This window comes from Nocardioides sp. (assembly GCF_044226765.1).
In the GTDB taxonomy this organism is placed as follows: domain Bacteria; phylum Actinomycetota; class Actinomycetes; order Propionibacteriales; family Nocardioidaceae; genus Nocardioides.
In genome coordinates, this window is sequence record NZ_JBGAGJ010000001.1 from 266,789 (window position 1) to 282,271 (window position 15,483).

Here is a 15,483-nt window from a genome sequence, read left to right on the forward strand (position 1 = left end):
TCAGAACTCCCCCGTCTGCATCAGGGCCACGCGGAGCTTCGCCAGGCACCGCCCCCGGGTGGGGCCGATGCTGCCGACCGGCATCCCGAGGTCGGTCGCCAGCTCACGGTAGTCCGGCCGGTTCTCGAAGGCGACGATCCGCAGCAGCCGGCGGCACCGCTCCGGCAGCCCGTCGACGGCCGCCCACAGCCGGTCGTCCGCGTCGTGCTCGACCGCGGTCTCCTCCGCCGAGCGCTGGGCGGGCACCTGCGGCTCGAGGTCCTCGTCGGCGACCGGCAGCGCCCGCCCGTCGCCCTGCGCGACCCGCCACGCCTCGCGGCGGGCGGTGGTCGTCAGCCAGCCGCCGATCGCCACCGGGTCGACGATCGAGGCGCGGCGGCGCACCAGCGCCAGCCAGGTCGTCTGGACGACGTCCTCGGCGGCGGCCTCGGAGAGCCGGTAGGAGCGCACCACGTGCCAGAGCACCGGCGTCATCACCGCCACCAGGTCGTCGAGGCCGGCCGGGTCGCCGTCGGCCCACCGGTTGAAGCCGTCGGTCGCCGCCGCCCAGACCTCGCCGGCGCGCGCCGCGACGCCGGCGGGGGACCCGTGTCCCGCCGGTCGTCCTGAGCCGTGCCCACTCACTGGTCGTGTCGCTCCCCGGTGTCTGGCGTGCCGCTCGATCAGGATCACGCCACTAGGAGTCCTCAGGGTCCCACCCAGATACGTGCTGTGGGGAGGTCTTTTCGGGGGGTTCTGGGTGGCCTGGGTGTCGTCCGGCCACCACCGCCGACGCCGCTTCGCGCCTTCGGTCTCGACACGACGGTCGCGACCTCGTTCCTCGGTCGCGCGTCTCGCTCGACCACCATCATCGAAGCCGCTTCGCGCCTTCGATAACCTCGACAGGTGCCCAGGTCCGAGCTCTCCGTGCGTGCGATCAGCGCCGACGACCACCTGGGGTTCATCCGCAGCCGCCGGTCCGTCAGCTTCCTCCAGACCCCCGCGTGGGGGCGGGTGAAGGCGGAGTGGCGGCCCGAGTCGATCGGGTTCTTCGACGGCGCGGAGCTCGTCGGGGCCGGGTTGGTGCTCTACCGCCAGCTGCCCCGGGTCAAGCGCTACCTGGCCTACCTCCCCGAGGGACCGGACCTCGACTGGGCCGACGAGGACCTGGCCGCCTGGCTGAACCCGATGGCGCGACACCTCAAGGCCCAGGGCGCGTTCGGGATCCGGATGGGTCCGCCCGTCGTCACCCGCCGCTGGGACGCAGCGGCCGTCAAGGCCGGCATCGCCGACGACGGCGTTCGCCGCCTCGGCGACCTGCCGCCCACCGAGCGCAGCCATGTCGGGGCCCGGGTCGTGTCCCAGCTGACCGAGCTCGGCTGGCGGCCGCAGGCGGTCGAGGGCGGCTTCGCCGCCGGCCAGCCCCAGCACGTCTTCTGGATCCCGCTCGCCGGCCGCACCGAGGACGAGGTGCTCGCCGGCATGAACCAGCTCTGGCGCCGCAACATCAAGAAGGCCGCCAAGGAGGGCGTCGAGACGACGTCGTACGCCGGCGCCGACATCGCGCCGCAGCTCTCGGCCTTCCACGATCTCTACGTGCACACCGCCGAGCGCGACCACTTCACCCCGCGGCCGCGCTCCTACTTCGCCACCATGGTCGAGGCGCTCTCGGCCGAGGACCCCGACCGGATCCGCCTCCACACCGCCACCCACGAGGGCACCCTGGTGGCCGCGACGATCGCGATCCGGGTCGGCGCCCACTCCTGGTACTCCTACGGCGCCTCCTCCACCGAGAAGCGCGAGGTGCGCGGCTCCAACGCCGTGCAGTGGGCGATGATCCGCGAGGCGATCGCCGCCGGCGCCGACGTCTACGACCTGCGCGGCATCACCGACACCCTCGCCTCCGACGACCCGCACCTCGGGCTGATCCAGTTCAAGGTCGGCACCGGCGGCGAGGCCGTGGAGTACGTCGGCGAGTGGGACCTGCCGCTCAGCAAGCCGCTCTACCGGGCCTTCGACGTCTACATGAAGCGACGCGCGTCATGAGCCTCACCCTCACCGTCGACGGCGAGCGCTGGCGCCGCCACCTGCGCGAGGTCGCCGAGGCCACCCCAGGACTGGTCCCGGTCGCCAAGGGCAACGGCTACGGCTTCACGCTCGGGCGGCTGGCCCGCAGGACCCAGTGGCTGGCCGACCAGGGGCTGGGCTGCGACACCCTCGCCGTCGGCACCTACGACGAGCTGCCCCACGTCGCCACCCGGTACGACGGCAGCCTGCTGGTGCTGACGCCCTGGCGCCCCTTCGGAGCCGCCCTCGAGCTCGACCCGGCGCTCGACCGGCGGGTGATCCACACGGTCAGCCGCACCGAGGACGTCGCCGACCTGCTGGACCGCCGGCCCGGCGCCCGGTTCGTGCTCGAGCGCGCCACCAGCATGCTGCGCCACGGGATGACCGCCCGGGGCCTGTGGGCAGCCGCCCGCGAGGTGGCCGCCCGCCCCGGGGCGAGGGTCGAGGGGGTCGCGCTGCACCTGCCCCTGGCCCACGGTGCGCACCTCACCGAGGTGCGCCGGCTGGTCAACGACGTGGTCGCCGCCGAGCTCGACCTGCGCACGATCTGGGTGAGCCACCTCAGCGCCGGCGAGCTCGCCGAGCTGCGGGCGTCGTACCCCGACCTGACCTTCCGCCCCCGGATCGGCACCGACCTGTGGCTCGGCGACCGGGGCGCCCTGCGGGTCACCGCGACGGTGCTCGACGTCCACGAGGTCGAGCGCGGCGACTCCTACGGCTACCGGCACCGCACCGCCCCCAAGGCGGGCCACATCCTGGTCGTCAGCGGCGGCACCGCTCACGGCATCGGCCTGGAGGCACCCACCGGCGACGCGTCGATCCGCGCCCGCGCGGCCACGGTCGCCCGCGGTGGCCTGGACGCCGCCGGGTTCGTGCGCTCGCCGTTCTCGATCGACGGCAAGCAGCGACTGTTCGCCGAGCCGCCGCACATGCAGGCCTCGATGCTCTTCCTCCCCCACGGCGCCCGGGTGCCGGAGGTCGGCGAGCAGGTCGACGTGCGGGTCCGCTACACCGCGACCGCGTTCGACCGCGTCGTCGTGAGCTGACGCTCCGCCTCGCGCTCGGGAGCGCTCGCCCAGACCGGGTCGTGCCGGGGGAACAGCACGTCCCGCACCACCACCGCCACCAGCCACAGCTCGGCGGCGACCCGCAGCAGGACGGCGAGCCAGTAGAAGGCGGAGTCACCGCCGCCGGCCGGCGCGAGGAACCCGCCGAGGTACCACCACACCGCCGCGAAGTAGAGCACCTCGCCGGCCTGCCAGATGATCAGGTCGCGCCACCGCGGCCTGGCGACCACCGCGAGCGGCAGCAGCCACAGGACGTACTGCGGCGAGTAGACCTTGTTGACCAGCAGGAAGCCCGCGACAACGAGGAACCCAAGCTGGGCCAGCCGCGGGGTGGTCGGCGCGGTCAGCCCGAGCACCAGGACGCCGATGCACCAGGCGCCGAAGAAGATCCACGAGCCCTCGTTGATGGTGTGCGGGTCGAAGCTGAACGCCTTGCCGCTCTGCTCGACCGCCTGCTGCACCACCAGCCAGACCGAGCCCAGGTCGGCGCCGCGCTCGGAGTTGAACGTCCAGAAGACCTTCCACTCCGAGGGTCCCTGCAGGTACGCCGGCAGGTTCGCCACCAGCCACGCCCCGGCCGCCCCCAGCACGGCGAGCCCGAGGTCGCGCAGCCGGCGCCGCCGCAGGCAGATCACCAGGATCCCGCCCAGCAGGAACAGCGGATAGAGCTTCGCCGCGGTCCCCAACCCGATCATCACGCCGGTGAGCAGGGGGCGGCCCCGGGCCCACGACCACAGCGCTCCCGCGACGAAGACCACGGCGACCAGGTCCCAGTTCACCAGTCCGGTCAGCAGCAGCGCCGGTGACAGCGCGAACGCGGCGGCGTCCCACGGCCGGCGTGGGTTGACGCCGGCGAGGAACCAGGCCGACAGCAGCGCCAGGACCGCGAACCCGATCGCGTTGACGATGACGAAGATCCGCATCTCCCGGTGCACGTCCGAGGTCGCCGACAGGTCGTCGACCGACTGCTCGTAGCGCGGGGACAGGTCCGGGGAGCCGTTCAGCCAGTGGGTGACCCGCGCGGCGCCGTACGCCCAGTAGGCGATGCCGACCGGGTACTCCATCACCTCGTAGCGGGCCCGGGTCTGGGCGTCGTCGCTGTAGGGCCAGGCGAGCTCGGCGAACCCCCGCCCCGTGTAGAGGTAGGGCAGGTCGGAGTAGCACATGTGGGTGTAACGGGCGGTGCCGTCCTGCCAGGTCCCGTCGTAGCAGGTGGTCTTCTGCCACATCCCGAGCGCCATGCACACCGCGGTGAGCGCGAGCACCACGCGCACCGGCGTCCACCAGCGGTGCCGGCCGGTGCGGCTGCCGGCGGGGCCGCCGACCCTCTCGCTGAGCGCGGTGACGACCGGGTCGTCGGTCGTGGGATCGACCCAGTCACCCCGCACCGCGGGCATCAGGCGGCCCGGCGGCGACGCCCCCGCGACCGGCCCTGGCCCCCGCCACCACCGGGGCCACCACCGGCGCCGCCGGACTGGCTGGCCGGCGGCGTGGACGGGGTCCCGGACTGGCTCGGCGAGCCGGACGGCGAGCACCCGAGGATCCCGCACGTGTCGGACGGCGACGGGGTGGGCGTCGGGGTCGGCGTGGGCGTCGGGGTCGGGGTGGGGGTCTGGCTGGGGGTCTTGGTCGGGGACGAGGACTCGGTCGGCGACGGCGAGGGCGTCTTGGTCTTCGTCGGCTTCGGCGGGGCCGGCTCGTGACCACTCTCGGGGGCCTCGCCGTCCAGGTTCGCCGGCGGCGGGAACTCCTCCACCGGCTTGCCGTCGAGGGCCTCCTGCATGACCGCCGTCCACGTGCGGGTGGGGTACTCGGCGCCGAAGTAGGACGGGAGCCAGTCGTTGAGGGCGTTGTCGCCGTCGCCGCGGACGTACATCACCGCCGTCGCGAGCTGCGGCGTGTAGCCCACGAACCACGAGGAGGAGACGTCCCCGTCGTCGTTGGTCGCGGTGCCGGTCTTGCCGGCGGCCGGCCGGCCCAGGGCCAGCGCGTTCTTGCCGGTGCCGTTCTGCACCACCTGCTGCATCGCGTACGACGTGTCGGCGGCGATGTCCTCGTTGCGCTGGTCGTCCTCGGGGTCGAAGGCCGGCGTCGTGTGCTGCTTGTACTGGTAGTCCACGGTGCCGTCGTCGAGCTCGACCTTGTCGATCACGTGCACGTCGGCGCGCTCCCCGCCGTTGGCGACGGTGGCGTAGGCGTTGGCCATGTTGACCGCGCTGATCCGCGCCTTGCCCAGGGTGACCAGGGCGTCGGCCTCGAGGTCGCGGCTCGTGGACGGGATGCCCGGGTACTTGTCGTTGGCCTTGGTCGGCGGGATCCCGGCCCGGTTCGCGGTCGCGACGATCTTCTCCGGGCCGTCGGGCATCGAGTTCGACAGGTCGACGAACGCGGTGTTGATCGACTGCTCGGTGGCGTAGGTCAGGTTGACCGCGGCGCCGTAGGACATGCCGTCACCGGGGCCCTCGTTCTGGACCTTGAGGCCGTCGGGGAAGTAGTAGGGCGAGTTGCCGTCGAAGGTGTCCTTGAGCGAGTAGCCCTGCTCCAGCGCGGTCGCCACGGTGAGCGGCTTGATCGTCGAGCCGACCATGCCGCCCGCGACCGCCCAGTTGATCTGGGACTTCAAGAAGTCCTGGCCGCCGTAGAAGCCGCGCAGCGCGCCGGTGCCCGGCTCGACGCTCGCCACGCCGATGTGCAGCTCCTTGTCCTTGAAGCCCTCGGGTCGCTCGGCCAGCACGCCGTCCTCCGCGGCCTTCATGGCCTGCGGGGTGAAGGTGGTGGTGACCCGCAGGCCGCCGCCGTCGATCTGCTCGTCGTCGTAGCCGAGCTGGTGCAGCTCGTTGCGCACGAGGGTGAGCATGTGGCCGCGCTGGCCGCCGTACCGGCTTTCGGCCTTGATCTTCGGGAACTTCGGCAGCCGCTTCTTCGCCTGGTCGGCCTGCTCGGCGGTGATGGTGCCCGCCGACGCCATCCCGTCCAGGACGTAGTCGTAGCGCTCCTCCAGGTCCTGGCGCGACGACGCCCCGTTGGCCGGGTCGAAGTGGGTGGGGTTGTTCAGGACGCTGGCGAGCACCGCGGACTCGCGCAGGGTCAGGTCCTGGGCGTCCTTGTCGAAGTACGCCTTCGCGGCCGCCTGCACGCCGTACGCGCCGCGCCCGAAGTAGATGGTGTTGAGGTAGCCCTCGAGGATCTGCTTCTTGCTCTGCTCGCGCTGGATCTTCAGCGAGAGGATGGCCTCCTTCAGCTTGCGCTTGTAGGAGCGCTCCTGGCTGAGGTAGAGGATCTTCACGTACTGCTGGGTGATCGTCGAGGCGCCCTGGGTGGCGTTGCCCTTGGCGTTGCTGAACGCCGCGCGGATGATGCCCTTGGGGTCGATGCCCTTGTCGGTCCAGAAGGTGCGGTTCTCCGCGGCGACCACCGCGTTCTGCAGGTCCTCGGGCATCTCGCTGAGCGGGATCGACTCGCGGTTCTGGGTGGCGAAGCTGCCGATCTCGGTCTTGCCGTCCGCGTAGTAGACGAACGAGGTCTGGGTCTGGAAGTCCTTGTTCGGGTCCGGGATCGCGGTCGTCTTGTAGAGGTAGACGAACCCGCCGGTCGCGACCAGGGCGAGCACCAGGCACGCGACGCCCATCCAGAGCAGGACCCGCAGCACCTTCTGCTTGCGGGTCCGGGGCTTCTTGGGGGCGCTCTTCGTGCCGCTCGAGCCGGCGGCGCGGCGCTTTCCAGTCACGTAGGGGCTTTCGCGGGGTCGGGGGCCGAGATCCACGTCAGGGTACGGGTCGGGGCCTGACCCGCCCAAGGCGACGCCCGGGTGCGGTGCGCCACGTCGCGGCCCGACGGGTCCGGGATTCGCAACACGCGGATATATCGCTACGATAGGTCTCATGGCACGTCGTGCGGAGACCATCGAGCTGGCAGTCCTCGGGCTGCTGCACGAGGCACCCATGCACGGCTACGAGCTGCGCAAGCGGCTCAACCTGATGCTCGGCTGGGGTCGGGTGCTCTCCTACGGGTCGCTCTACCCCACGCTGAAGAAGATGCTGCGCGCCTCCTTGATCGAGGAGACCCTGTCGACCAAGACCCCGGGCACCCCGGTGTCGAAGCGGCCGCGCATCACCTACCAGGTGACCGAGGCCGGCACGCGGGAGTTCCAGCGGCTGATGTCCGAGGTCGGTCCCACCGCCTGGGAGGACGACAACTTCGACATCCGGTTCGCCTTCTTCTCCTCCACCGACATGGAGATCCGGCTGCGCGTGCTCGAGGGCCGTCGTACCCGTCTCCAGGAACGTCTCGACCGCGTCCAGAGCCAGCTCTCGCTGACCCAGGCCGAGGTCGACCGGTACGCCGCGGAGCTCCAGCGCCACGGTGTCGAGCAGGTCGAGCGCGAGGTCCGGTGGCTCTCGGACCTCATCAACGCCGAGCGCAACGGCGAGCAGCACCACGACCGGGCCGGGGCGTCGACCGACGTCCCCGGCACCACCAGCAGCAACGGCCAGCAGGCCACGCCCCAGAAGTGATCAAGGAAGGACGCCTGATGGGTTCGGTTCGAGTAGCAATCGTGGGAGTGGGCAACTGCGCCTCCTCCCTCGTCCAGGGAGTGCACTTCTACCGGGACGCCGACCCCACGGGAACGGTGCCCGGACTGATGCACGTGACGTTCGGTGACTACCACGTCTCCGACGTCGAGTTCGTCGCGGCGTTCGACGTCGACGACAAGAAGGTCGGCAAGGACCTGTCCGAGGCCATCAACGCCTCGGAGAACAACACCATCAAGATCTGCGACGTCCCCACCATGGGCCTCGACGTCCAGCGCGGCCACACCCTCGACGGCCTGGGCAAGTACTACCGCCAGACCATCGAGGAGTCCGCGGCCGAGCCGGTCGACGTCGTCGCGGCGCTGAAGGAGGCGCGTGCCGACGTCCTCGTGTCCTACCTGCCGGTGGGCTCGGAGGAGGCGGACAAGTTCTACGCGCAGTGCGCGATCGACGCGGGCGTGGCCTTCGTCAACGCGCTGCCGGTCTTCATCGCCTCCGACCCCGAGTGGGCCAAGAAGTTCGAGGACGCGGGCGTCCCGATCGTCGGCGACGACATCAAGTCGCAGGTCGGCGCGACCATCACCCACCGGGTGATCGCGAAGCTGTTCGAGGACCGCGGTGTCCGGCTGGACCGCACGTACCAGCTCAACGTCGGCGGCAACATGGACTTCAAGAACATGCTCGAGCGCGAGCGCCTGGAGTCCAAGAAGGTCTCCAAGACCCAGGCCGTGACCTCGAACCTGACCGGTCCGCTGGCCGGCCTCAAGGACGACCGCAACGTCCACATCGGCCCGTCGGACTACGTCGCGTGGCTCGACGACCGCAAGTGGGCCTACGTCCGCCTCGAGGGCACGACGTTCGGCGAGGTCCCGCTGAACCTGGAGTACAAGCTCGAGGTCTGGGACTCCCCGAACTCCGCCGGCATCATCATCGACGCGATCCGCGCGGCCAAGATCGCCAAGGACCGTGGCATCGGCGGCCCGATCATCTCCGCGTCGTCGTACCTGATGAAGTCCCCGCCGGTGCAGCTCCCCGACGACGAGGGCCGCCGCCGCGTGGAGGCCTTCATCAAGGGCGAGGAGTGACCCACTCCCCCCGCTGAGTCGGGGCTCGGCTGACGCCGAGACCGTCGAGACACCACGAGTGGCCCCCAGGACCTGGTCCTGGGGGCCACTTCTGGTGTCTCGACCCCTCCGGGCGGGCCGCGTCCCGACCTCGGGGCGGTCCTCAGCGTTCAATTGTTGGGCAATGACCCGCCTGCCGGGTGTGTGCGGTGTCTGAGCGTTCAATTGCGCGGGACGTGTCGCTCAGGACGCCCGCCGGCGACCCGGGAAGTGGCGCATCCATTCCGGGTCGTACGACCTCGGCACGCGCATCCCTCGCGAACGAAGGGCGCGAGCAACCCGGTCGAGCGTCTTCAACGGGTCGACGTACACGCCGCTCGCGGTAACCGACACCACCCGCCATCGTGCGTCGTCCACGACGTCCTGACGCTCGAGATCGCGTTCCCAGCTGGCGATGACCTCGACGTGGTGTCGCCCGTGGAACTCCACAGCGACCCGAACAGCCTCGTACGCCAGGTCGAACTGAAGGACGACGTCACCGTTCTCGTCGCGGATCTCGAAGTTGACCGTCGGTTCGGGGAATCCGGCGAGGACGAGGAGCATCCGGGTCCGGGTCTCCATCGGCGAGTCGACGCGATCACGCACGAACTGCGCGGCGTATCGGGCGGCTGCCGACCAGTAGTCACGGGTCTTCTCCAGCTCGCTGCGGAGCCACGCGGCCTTGATGCCCAGGACCCGACACATGCTGTCGCCGGCGACCACCAGGTCGACCAGGGGCAGCACGGCGGCCAGCTCGACGAACATTCGCACGATGCCGGAGACCCGGATCCCCTGACAGACCACCACCTCGGTGCCGACGGGGGCGACATGCGGCTTCAGGCCTGGTGACCAGCGACGGTCCTTGGCGTCCACCACGCTGACGTGGACGTCGGGATCGTCCGGCACCGCGACACCGCGGAGCGCGGCCGCGCTCGTATGGCTGATCCACGCGCCGGAGGGGTGTGCCAGCAGCCCGGCGGCGAACCGGTGCTCCCGATCGAGCCTGACGCCGGCCGAGATGTGCACCTTGTGGAAGATGCGGACGTACTGCCTTCCTGCCAGAGCCCCCGCCGAGATCCCGGACGCCAGTGCGTCAGACCTCAGGAAGGGCTTGTTCGGATCGACCATGTGCCCGAAGGTCGCACAGGTCGTCCTCGCGCTGCGGGCGTCATCCACAGCCCTCCCGGAACCGGACCCCCCGGGGCTGCGGATTCCGCGCAATTGCTGGCAGATTCCGTGCGCGGGAGCCCGACACCGGCGCCTACGCGGACAATTGAACGCTCAGAACGCTCAGAACGCTCAGGAACGCTCCGCCCACCACGCGAGCAGGGCGTCGCGGGCGGCGTCCTCGCCCAGCGGGCCGCGGTCCATCCGCAGGTCGAGGAGGAACCGGTAGGCCGCGCCGACCTCCCGCCCGGGGCCGATCCCGAGGATCGCCATGATCTGGTTGCCGTCCAGGTCGGGGCGGATCGAGTCGAGCTCCTCCTGCTCCGACAGCCGGGCGATGCGCTCCTCGAGCTGGTCGTAGGTGCGCTGCAGCCGCTCGGCCTTGCGGCGGTTGCGGGTGGTCGAGTCCGCGCGGGTCAGCACGTGGAGGCGCTCGAGCTGGTCGCCGGCGTCGCGCACGTAGCGGCGCACGGCGGAGTCGGTCCACTCTCCCGTGCCGTAGCCGTGGAAGCGCAGGTGCAGCTCGACCAGCAGGCTGACGGCGTCGATCTCGTCGTTGGAGAACCGCAGCGCCTTCATCCGCTTGCGCGTCAGCTTCGCGCCGACCACGTCGTGGTGGTGGAAGGTGACCGTCCCGTCCTCGACGAACCGCCGGGTCCGGGGCTTGCCCACGTCGTGCATGAGGGCGGCGAACCGCGCCACGAAGTCCGGCCCGCCGCCGGGCAGCCGTGGCTCGAGGTCGATGGCCTGCTCGAGCACGGTGAGGGTGTGCTCGTAGACGTCCTTGTGCCGGTGGTGCTCGTCGCGCTCGAGCCGCAGCGCCGGGAGCTCGGGCAGCACCCGGTCGGCCAGGCCGGTGTCGACCAGGAGCGTCAGGCCGACGCGGGGGTACGGCGCACTCACCAGCTTCACCAGCTCGTCGCGGACCCGCTCCGCGGACACGATGTCGATCCGCTCGGCCATCGCGGTCATCGCCTCGACCACCTCGGGCGCGACGGTGAAGCCGAGCTGGGCGGCGAACCGGGCCGCCCGCATCATCCGCAACGGGTCGTCGGAGAAGGAGTCCTCGGGCCGGCCGGGCGTGCGGAGCAGCCGGTGCGCCAGGTCGACGACGCCGCCGTACGGGTCCTCCAGCTCGCGGCCGGGCAGCCGCACCGCCATCGCGTTGACCGTGAAGTCGCGGCGGCCCAGGTCGCCGGGGAGCGAGTCGCCGAAGTCGACCGCCGGCTTGCGGGAGTCGGGGTCGTAGGCCTCCGAGCGGTAGGTCGTGATCTCGACCTGCCAGGGTCCCCGCCGGCACCCGATCGTGCCGAAGGCCCGGCCCATGTCCCAGGTCGCGTCGGCCCACCCGGCCAGCAGCCGCTCGGTCTCCTCCGGGCGGGCCGAGGTGGTCAGGTCGAGGTCGTTGTGCTGGCGGCCGAGCATCGCGTCGCGCACCGGTCCGCCCACCAGCGCCAGCTCGTGGCCGGCCTCGGTGAAGCGTCGTCCGAGCTCGTCGATGACCGCTCCGATCCGGTCCAGCTCGGCCGCGACGGCGCGCTGGGCGTCGACCATCGACAGCGGCGGGGGCAGGGCGTCGGGCACGGCGGACCACTGTAGTGGCCCGGGGGCGGCCGGCCGATTCCGCACAGGTTCGGTGAGTAGAGTCGCGGGCGTGCAACGTCTGGTGTCGCTGCTGCCTGCCCTCGCGGTGGTGGTGGCCCTCGTCGGGGTCGGGAGCGCCCCGGCGACCGCCACGACGCACAAGGCGGCGGCCGACCAGACCCCCCTGGCGGTCACCATCGACACGCTCACCCCGTCGGTCGTGCCCCTCTCCGCCAAGGGCGAGGTGCGGGTGACCGGCGAGGTCACCAACCGCGACACGCAGACCTGGCGCGACGTCAAGGTCTACGCCTTCGCCTCCGCGACGCCGATGACGACGACGACCGAGCTGGTCGACGCCGCGGCGACGCCCGAGACCCAGTACGTCGGCGACCGGATCCTCACCGAGGGGACCTACGCCAGCGTGGACGAGCTGGCACCCGGGGAGACCGCGCAGTACTCCATCTCGGTCCCCCGTGACGAGCTCCCTACCGAGCCCGGGGTGTACTGGTTCGGGGTGCACGCCCTGGGCTACGACGACGCCGGGGGCGACAACCTGGCCGACGGCCGGGCCCGGACGTTCCTGCCCCTGGTGCCCCGGACACGGCGCACGGTCGACACCGCCCTGGTCCTCCCCGTGCGGCACGGGGTCTCCCACGCCGCGGACGGTTCGCTGCAGGGGGTCTCGCGCTGGCGCGGGGACCTCGCGCCCGGCGGGGCGCTGCACGCCCTGGTCGGCCTCGGCGCGGCCGCCGGTCCGCGGCCGGTCACCTGGCTGCTCGACCCCGCGGTCGTCGACGCCGCGCGACGGCTGGCGGCCGGCAACCCTCCGCGCTCGATCGGGCCCACCGCGCTGCGCGGAGGCGACGCGGACGCCGACGGCGCCGGTGACCCGGCGGGGTCCGGGAGCAGCGACGCGGCGTCCCCGAGCGCGTCACCGTCGGGTGACGCGGACCCGGACGACGTACCGACCGCGGAGGAGAAGGTGGCCGCGACGGTCGCCGCGACCTGGCTCCGGCAGCTGCGGGCGGGCCTCACCGGCCACGAGGTGCTGGCCCTGCCGTACGGCGACGTCGACCTCGCCGGCGCGGCGCAGCACGAGGCCTCGGCCTACCGCGACGCCCGCAAGCGCTCCGACGACGTGCAGCTGTGGGGTCTCCCGACCCGCCCCGCGGTCGCGTCACCCACCGGCTACCTCGACGGCCGCGCGGTCGCCCTGGCCTCGTCGGACACGACGGTGCTGCTCACCGACAAGATGTTCGACGGCCCGGCGCCCGCGGTGGTCAGCACCGCCGGTCGCACGGTCGGCGTCACCTCCTCGGCGGCGGTCAGCGGCGGGCCCGGCCCGGGTGACCCGATGGACCCGCTCGCCGAACGTCAGCGGATCCTCAGCGAGGCGGCGGTCCGGCTGCTCGCACCCGGGGACGAGCCGCTGATCGCGGTGCTGCCCTCGAGCTGGACGCCGGACAGCTCGCCGGGGTTCTGGTCGGGGCTCGACCAGCCGTGGCTGCACCTGACCACCGTCGACGACGCGATGCAGCGCCTGGCCGTGCCGGTGCCCTTCGACCGGCTCGACTATCCCGGGTCGCAACGCGCGCTCGAGCTCGACGCGTCGTCCTTCGGCGCCGCCGCGGCCCTCGCGGACTCCGGCGAGACCCTGCAGAACCTGCTCACCCAGAACGACACCGTCGCCACCGAGGTCCGCGACGAGTCGTTCACCGACGTCTCCTACGCCACCCGGCTGCGACCGGAGCTGGCGCGTGCGTCGGCGGACCGCTCGCGCGGGTTCATCGAGGACCAGCTCCAGTCGGTGCACGTGGACGCGCCCAAGGCCGTCATCCTCTCCAGCGGGAGCGGCCGGTTCTCCGCCACGGTGACCAACGACCTCGAGGAGCCGGTCAGCGTGCGGCTGCGCGCGCTCACCGACCCGCCGCTGCGGGTCTCGGTCCCCGGCGAGACGATCGACCTCGGTCCGGGCAGCCGCACCACCGTGCTCCTGCGCGCGTCCTCCTCCGCGGTCGGCATCCGCACGCTCACCCTCCAGCTGACCGACGTCGAGGGCGTCCCGCTGGGGTCGACCGACGAGGTCCCGATCCGCTCCAACCGGGTGAGCAACGTGATCTGGCTGATCCTCGGCACCGGCGTCGCGCTGCTCGTCGGCGCGATCGTCGTGCGGCTCGTCCGGCGGATCCGGGCCGCGAGGCGGTCCGCATGACCGACGACCCGCGGCCCCCCACCCGGCAGGCCCCCGCGGCCGACCGGCCGGTGGGCGACGAGCAGGAGCGCGTCCTCGCGAACAGCGCGGTGATGGCGGTCGGCACCGTCATCTCGCGGATGAGCGGGTTCGTGCGGTCCGCGCTGCTCGCCGCGGCGCTCGGCGCGCAGCTGCACGCGGACCTGTTCAACATCTCGAACACGATCCCGAACATGCTCTACATCCTGCTGGCCGGCGGGGTAGTCAACGCGGTCCTGGTCCCCCAGCTGGTGCGGTCGATGGGCCACGACCCGGACGGCGGTGACGCCTACACCAACCGGATCATCACCCTGGCGGCGCTGTTCCTCGGCGTCGTCACCATCCTGCTCGTGGCCGCCGCACCCTGGGTGATGGACGTCTTCCTCTCGGCCAAGTACGACACCCCGTCGATGGTGGAGGAGAAGGACTCCGTCATCGCTTTCGCCCGGTTCTGCCTGCCCCAGGTCTTCTTCTACGGCATGTACGTGCTGGTCGGGCAGATCCTCAACGCGCGCGGCCGGTTCGGGCCGATGATGTGGGCGCCGATCGCCAACAACGTCATCTCCGTCGCCGTCCTGATCATCTACCTGGTCGTCTTCGGTCCCGCCCACGGCGCCGAGGTGACGGGTCCCTACACCCCGGGCGAGGAGCTCCTCCTCGGCGTCGGCTCGACGCTCGGGATCGTCGCGCAGTTCGTGATCCTGGTGCCCTACCTGCGGGCCACGGGCTTCTTCTACCGCCCTCGCTTCGACTTCCTCCACACCGGGCTCGGGCACACCTTCCGACTCGCGGTCTGGACGGTGCTGTTCGTCGTCGTCAACCAGGTGGCCTACACGGTCGTGGTCAAGCTGGCGTCCTCGGGCACGGCCGACGCCGTCGACGGCACCGGCTACTCGGTCTACTCCTCGACCTTCCTCATCATGATGGTCCCGCACTCGGTGGTGACGGTCTCCCTGGCGACCGCCATCCTGCCCCGGCTCTCCCGCCGGGCCGCCGAGGACGACCGCGCCGGGGTGGCGCGGTCGCTGAACGAGACGCTGCGCAGCGCGCTGGCCGTCGTGCTGCCGTTCGCGCTGCTCCTACCGGTCATCGCGAGCGACCTGGCGCGGCTGATCTGGGGGTACGGCGCGGCCGCGGACGTGACCGAGAACTACGTGCCCTCGCTCGCCCTCTTCGGCGCCGGTCTGGTGTTCTTCACCGTCCACTACCTGATGCTGCGCGGGTTCTACGCCTTCGAGCGCACCCGCACGGTGTTCTGGATCCAGTGCGCGGTCGCCGCCACCAACATCGTCGCCGCCCTGCTGCTGGTCCGCGCCGCCACCGCCGCGGAGACCTCCCCGGCGCTGGTGCTGGCCTACACGGCGTCGTACGTCGTCGGCTCGGCCGTCTCCTACGGCGTGCTGCGCCGCTTCCTCGGTGGCCTGCGCACCCCGACGCTGGTGCGCTTCCTGGTCCGCCTCGCGATCGCCGCCGTCGTCGCGACCGCGGTGGCCGCCGCCACGGCGTACGTCCTGCACCGCGTCTCCGCCGAGCCGCCGTGGTGGCTCGCCGGCACGTGGGTCCTGGTGATCGGCGCCGTGGACGTCCTCGTCCTCGTCGGCATGGCCCGGGCGCTGCGCCTGCGCGAGGTGACGGCGGTCGTCGAGGCGTTCACCCGCCGCCTCCCGGTGCTGCGCCGCCCCTGAGCCCACCGCCGGGCGGGTCGGCCGGGACGGTGCCACCCGACGCCTACGATGGGCCCTGTCCGGGACCCG

11 protein-coding genes are annotated in these 15,483 nt (G+C 71.9%); 6 read left to right on the plus strand and 5 right to left on the minus strand.

Going from position 1 to position 15,483, the window contains the following annotated elements:
- Window positions 1-624 carry an RNA polymerase sigma factor gene (locus ACILRH_RS01270; protein ID WP_395690321.1) on the minus strand — a complete coding sequence of 208 codons (624 nt, stop codon included), beginning with the start codon at window positions 622-624 and terminating at the stop codon, window positions 1-3.
- Between the two features lie 261 nt (window positions 625-885).
- Between ACILRH_RS01270 and ACILRH_RS01275 the strand changes: the two genes are divergently transcribed.
- Window positions 886-2,025 carry a lipid II:glycine glycyltransferase FemX gene (locus tag ACILRH_RS01275; protein WP_395690322.1) on the plus strand — a complete coding sequence of 380 codons (1,140 nt, stop codon included), beginning with the start codon at window positions 886-888 and terminating at the stop codon, window positions 2,023-2,025.
- Complete coding sequence (locus ACILRH_RS01280; RefSeq protein ID WP_395690323.1) at window positions 2,022-3,092, plus strand: alanine racemase; 1,071 nt, start codon at window positions 2,022-2,024, stop codon at window positions 3,090-3,092. The genes ACILRH_RS01275 and ACILRH_RS01280 overlap by 4 nt, the downstream gene beginning before the upstream one ends.
- On the opposite strand, the gene ACILRH_RS01285 is transcribed toward ACILRH_RS01280, so the two are convergent.
- Entirely contained in the window at window positions 3,053-4,510 is a 1,458-nt protein-coding gene (locus tag ACILRH_RS01285) for a glycosyltransferase family 87 protein (protein ID WP_395690324.1), read from the minus strand. The genes ACILRH_RS01280 and ACILRH_RS01285 overlap by 40 nt on opposite strands.
- On the minus strand, window positions 4,510-6,840 hold the full coding sequence (locus ACILRH_RS01290) for a transglycosylase domain-containing protein (protein ID WP_395690325.1): 2,331 nt from the start codon (window positions 6,838-6,840) through the stop codon (window positions 4,510-4,512). The genes ACILRH_RS01285 and ACILRH_RS01290 overlap by 1 nt, the downstream gene beginning before the upstream one ends.
- Before the next feature lie 154 nt (window positions 6,841-6,994).
- Here ACILRH_RS01290 and ACILRH_RS01295 point away from each other — a divergent pair, with 154 nt between their 5' ends.
- Both ACILRH_RS01295 and ACILRH_RS01300 read left to right on the plus strand, forming a co-directional pair.
- Window positions 6,995-7,627 (plus strand): PadR family transcriptional regulator, encoded by a 633-nt coding sequence (locus ACILRH_RS01295; protein WP_395690326.1) that lies wholly within the window; start codon window positions 6,995-6,997, stop codon window positions 7,625-7,627.
- A gap of 17 nt (window positions 7,628-7,644) precedes the next feature.
- Window positions 7,645-8,730, plus strand: coding sequence for an inositol-3-phosphate synthase (locus ACILRH_RS01300; protein WP_395690327.1), 1,086 nt, complete (start codon window positions 7,645-7,647; stop codon window positions 8,728-8,730).
- 222 nt (window positions 8,731-8,952) lie between these two features.
- On the opposite strand, the gene ACILRH_RS01305 is transcribed toward ACILRH_RS01300, so the two are convergent.
- Both ACILRH_RS01305 and ACILRH_RS01310 read right to left on the minus strand, forming a co-directional pair.
- Window positions 8,953-9,876 (minus strand): hypothetical protein, encoded by a 924-nt coding sequence (locus tag ACILRH_RS01305; protein ID WP_395690328.1) that lies wholly within the window; start codon window positions 9,874-9,876, stop codon window positions 8,953-8,955.
- Between the two features lie 171 nt (window positions 9,877-10,047).
- Window positions 10,048-11,469, minus strand: coding sequence for a CCA tRNA nucleotidyltransferase (locus tag ACILRH_RS01310; protein WP_395691198.1), 1,422 nt, complete (start codon window positions 11,467-11,469; stop codon window positions 10,048-10,050).
- Between the two features lie 100 nt (window positions 11,470-11,569).
- Between ACILRH_RS01310 and ACILRH_RS01315 the strand changes: the two genes are divergently transcribed.
- Window positions 11,570-13,711 (plus strand): DUF6049 family protein, encoded by a 2,142-nt coding sequence (locus tag ACILRH_RS01315; RefSeq protein WP_395690329.1) that lies wholly within the window; start codon window positions 11,570-11,572, stop codon window positions 13,709-13,711.
- The gene (gene murJ, locus ACILRH_RS01320) at window positions 13,708-15,414 is read left to right on the plus strand and encodes a murein biosynthesis integral membrane protein MurJ (protein WP_395690330.1); all 1,707 of its coding nucleotides are present in this window, start codon (window positions 13,708-13,710) and stop codon (window positions 15,412-15,414) included. The genes ACILRH_RS01315 and murJ overlap by 4 nt, the downstream gene beginning before the upstream one ends.
- Window positions 15,415-15,483: the final 69 nt, after the last annotated feature.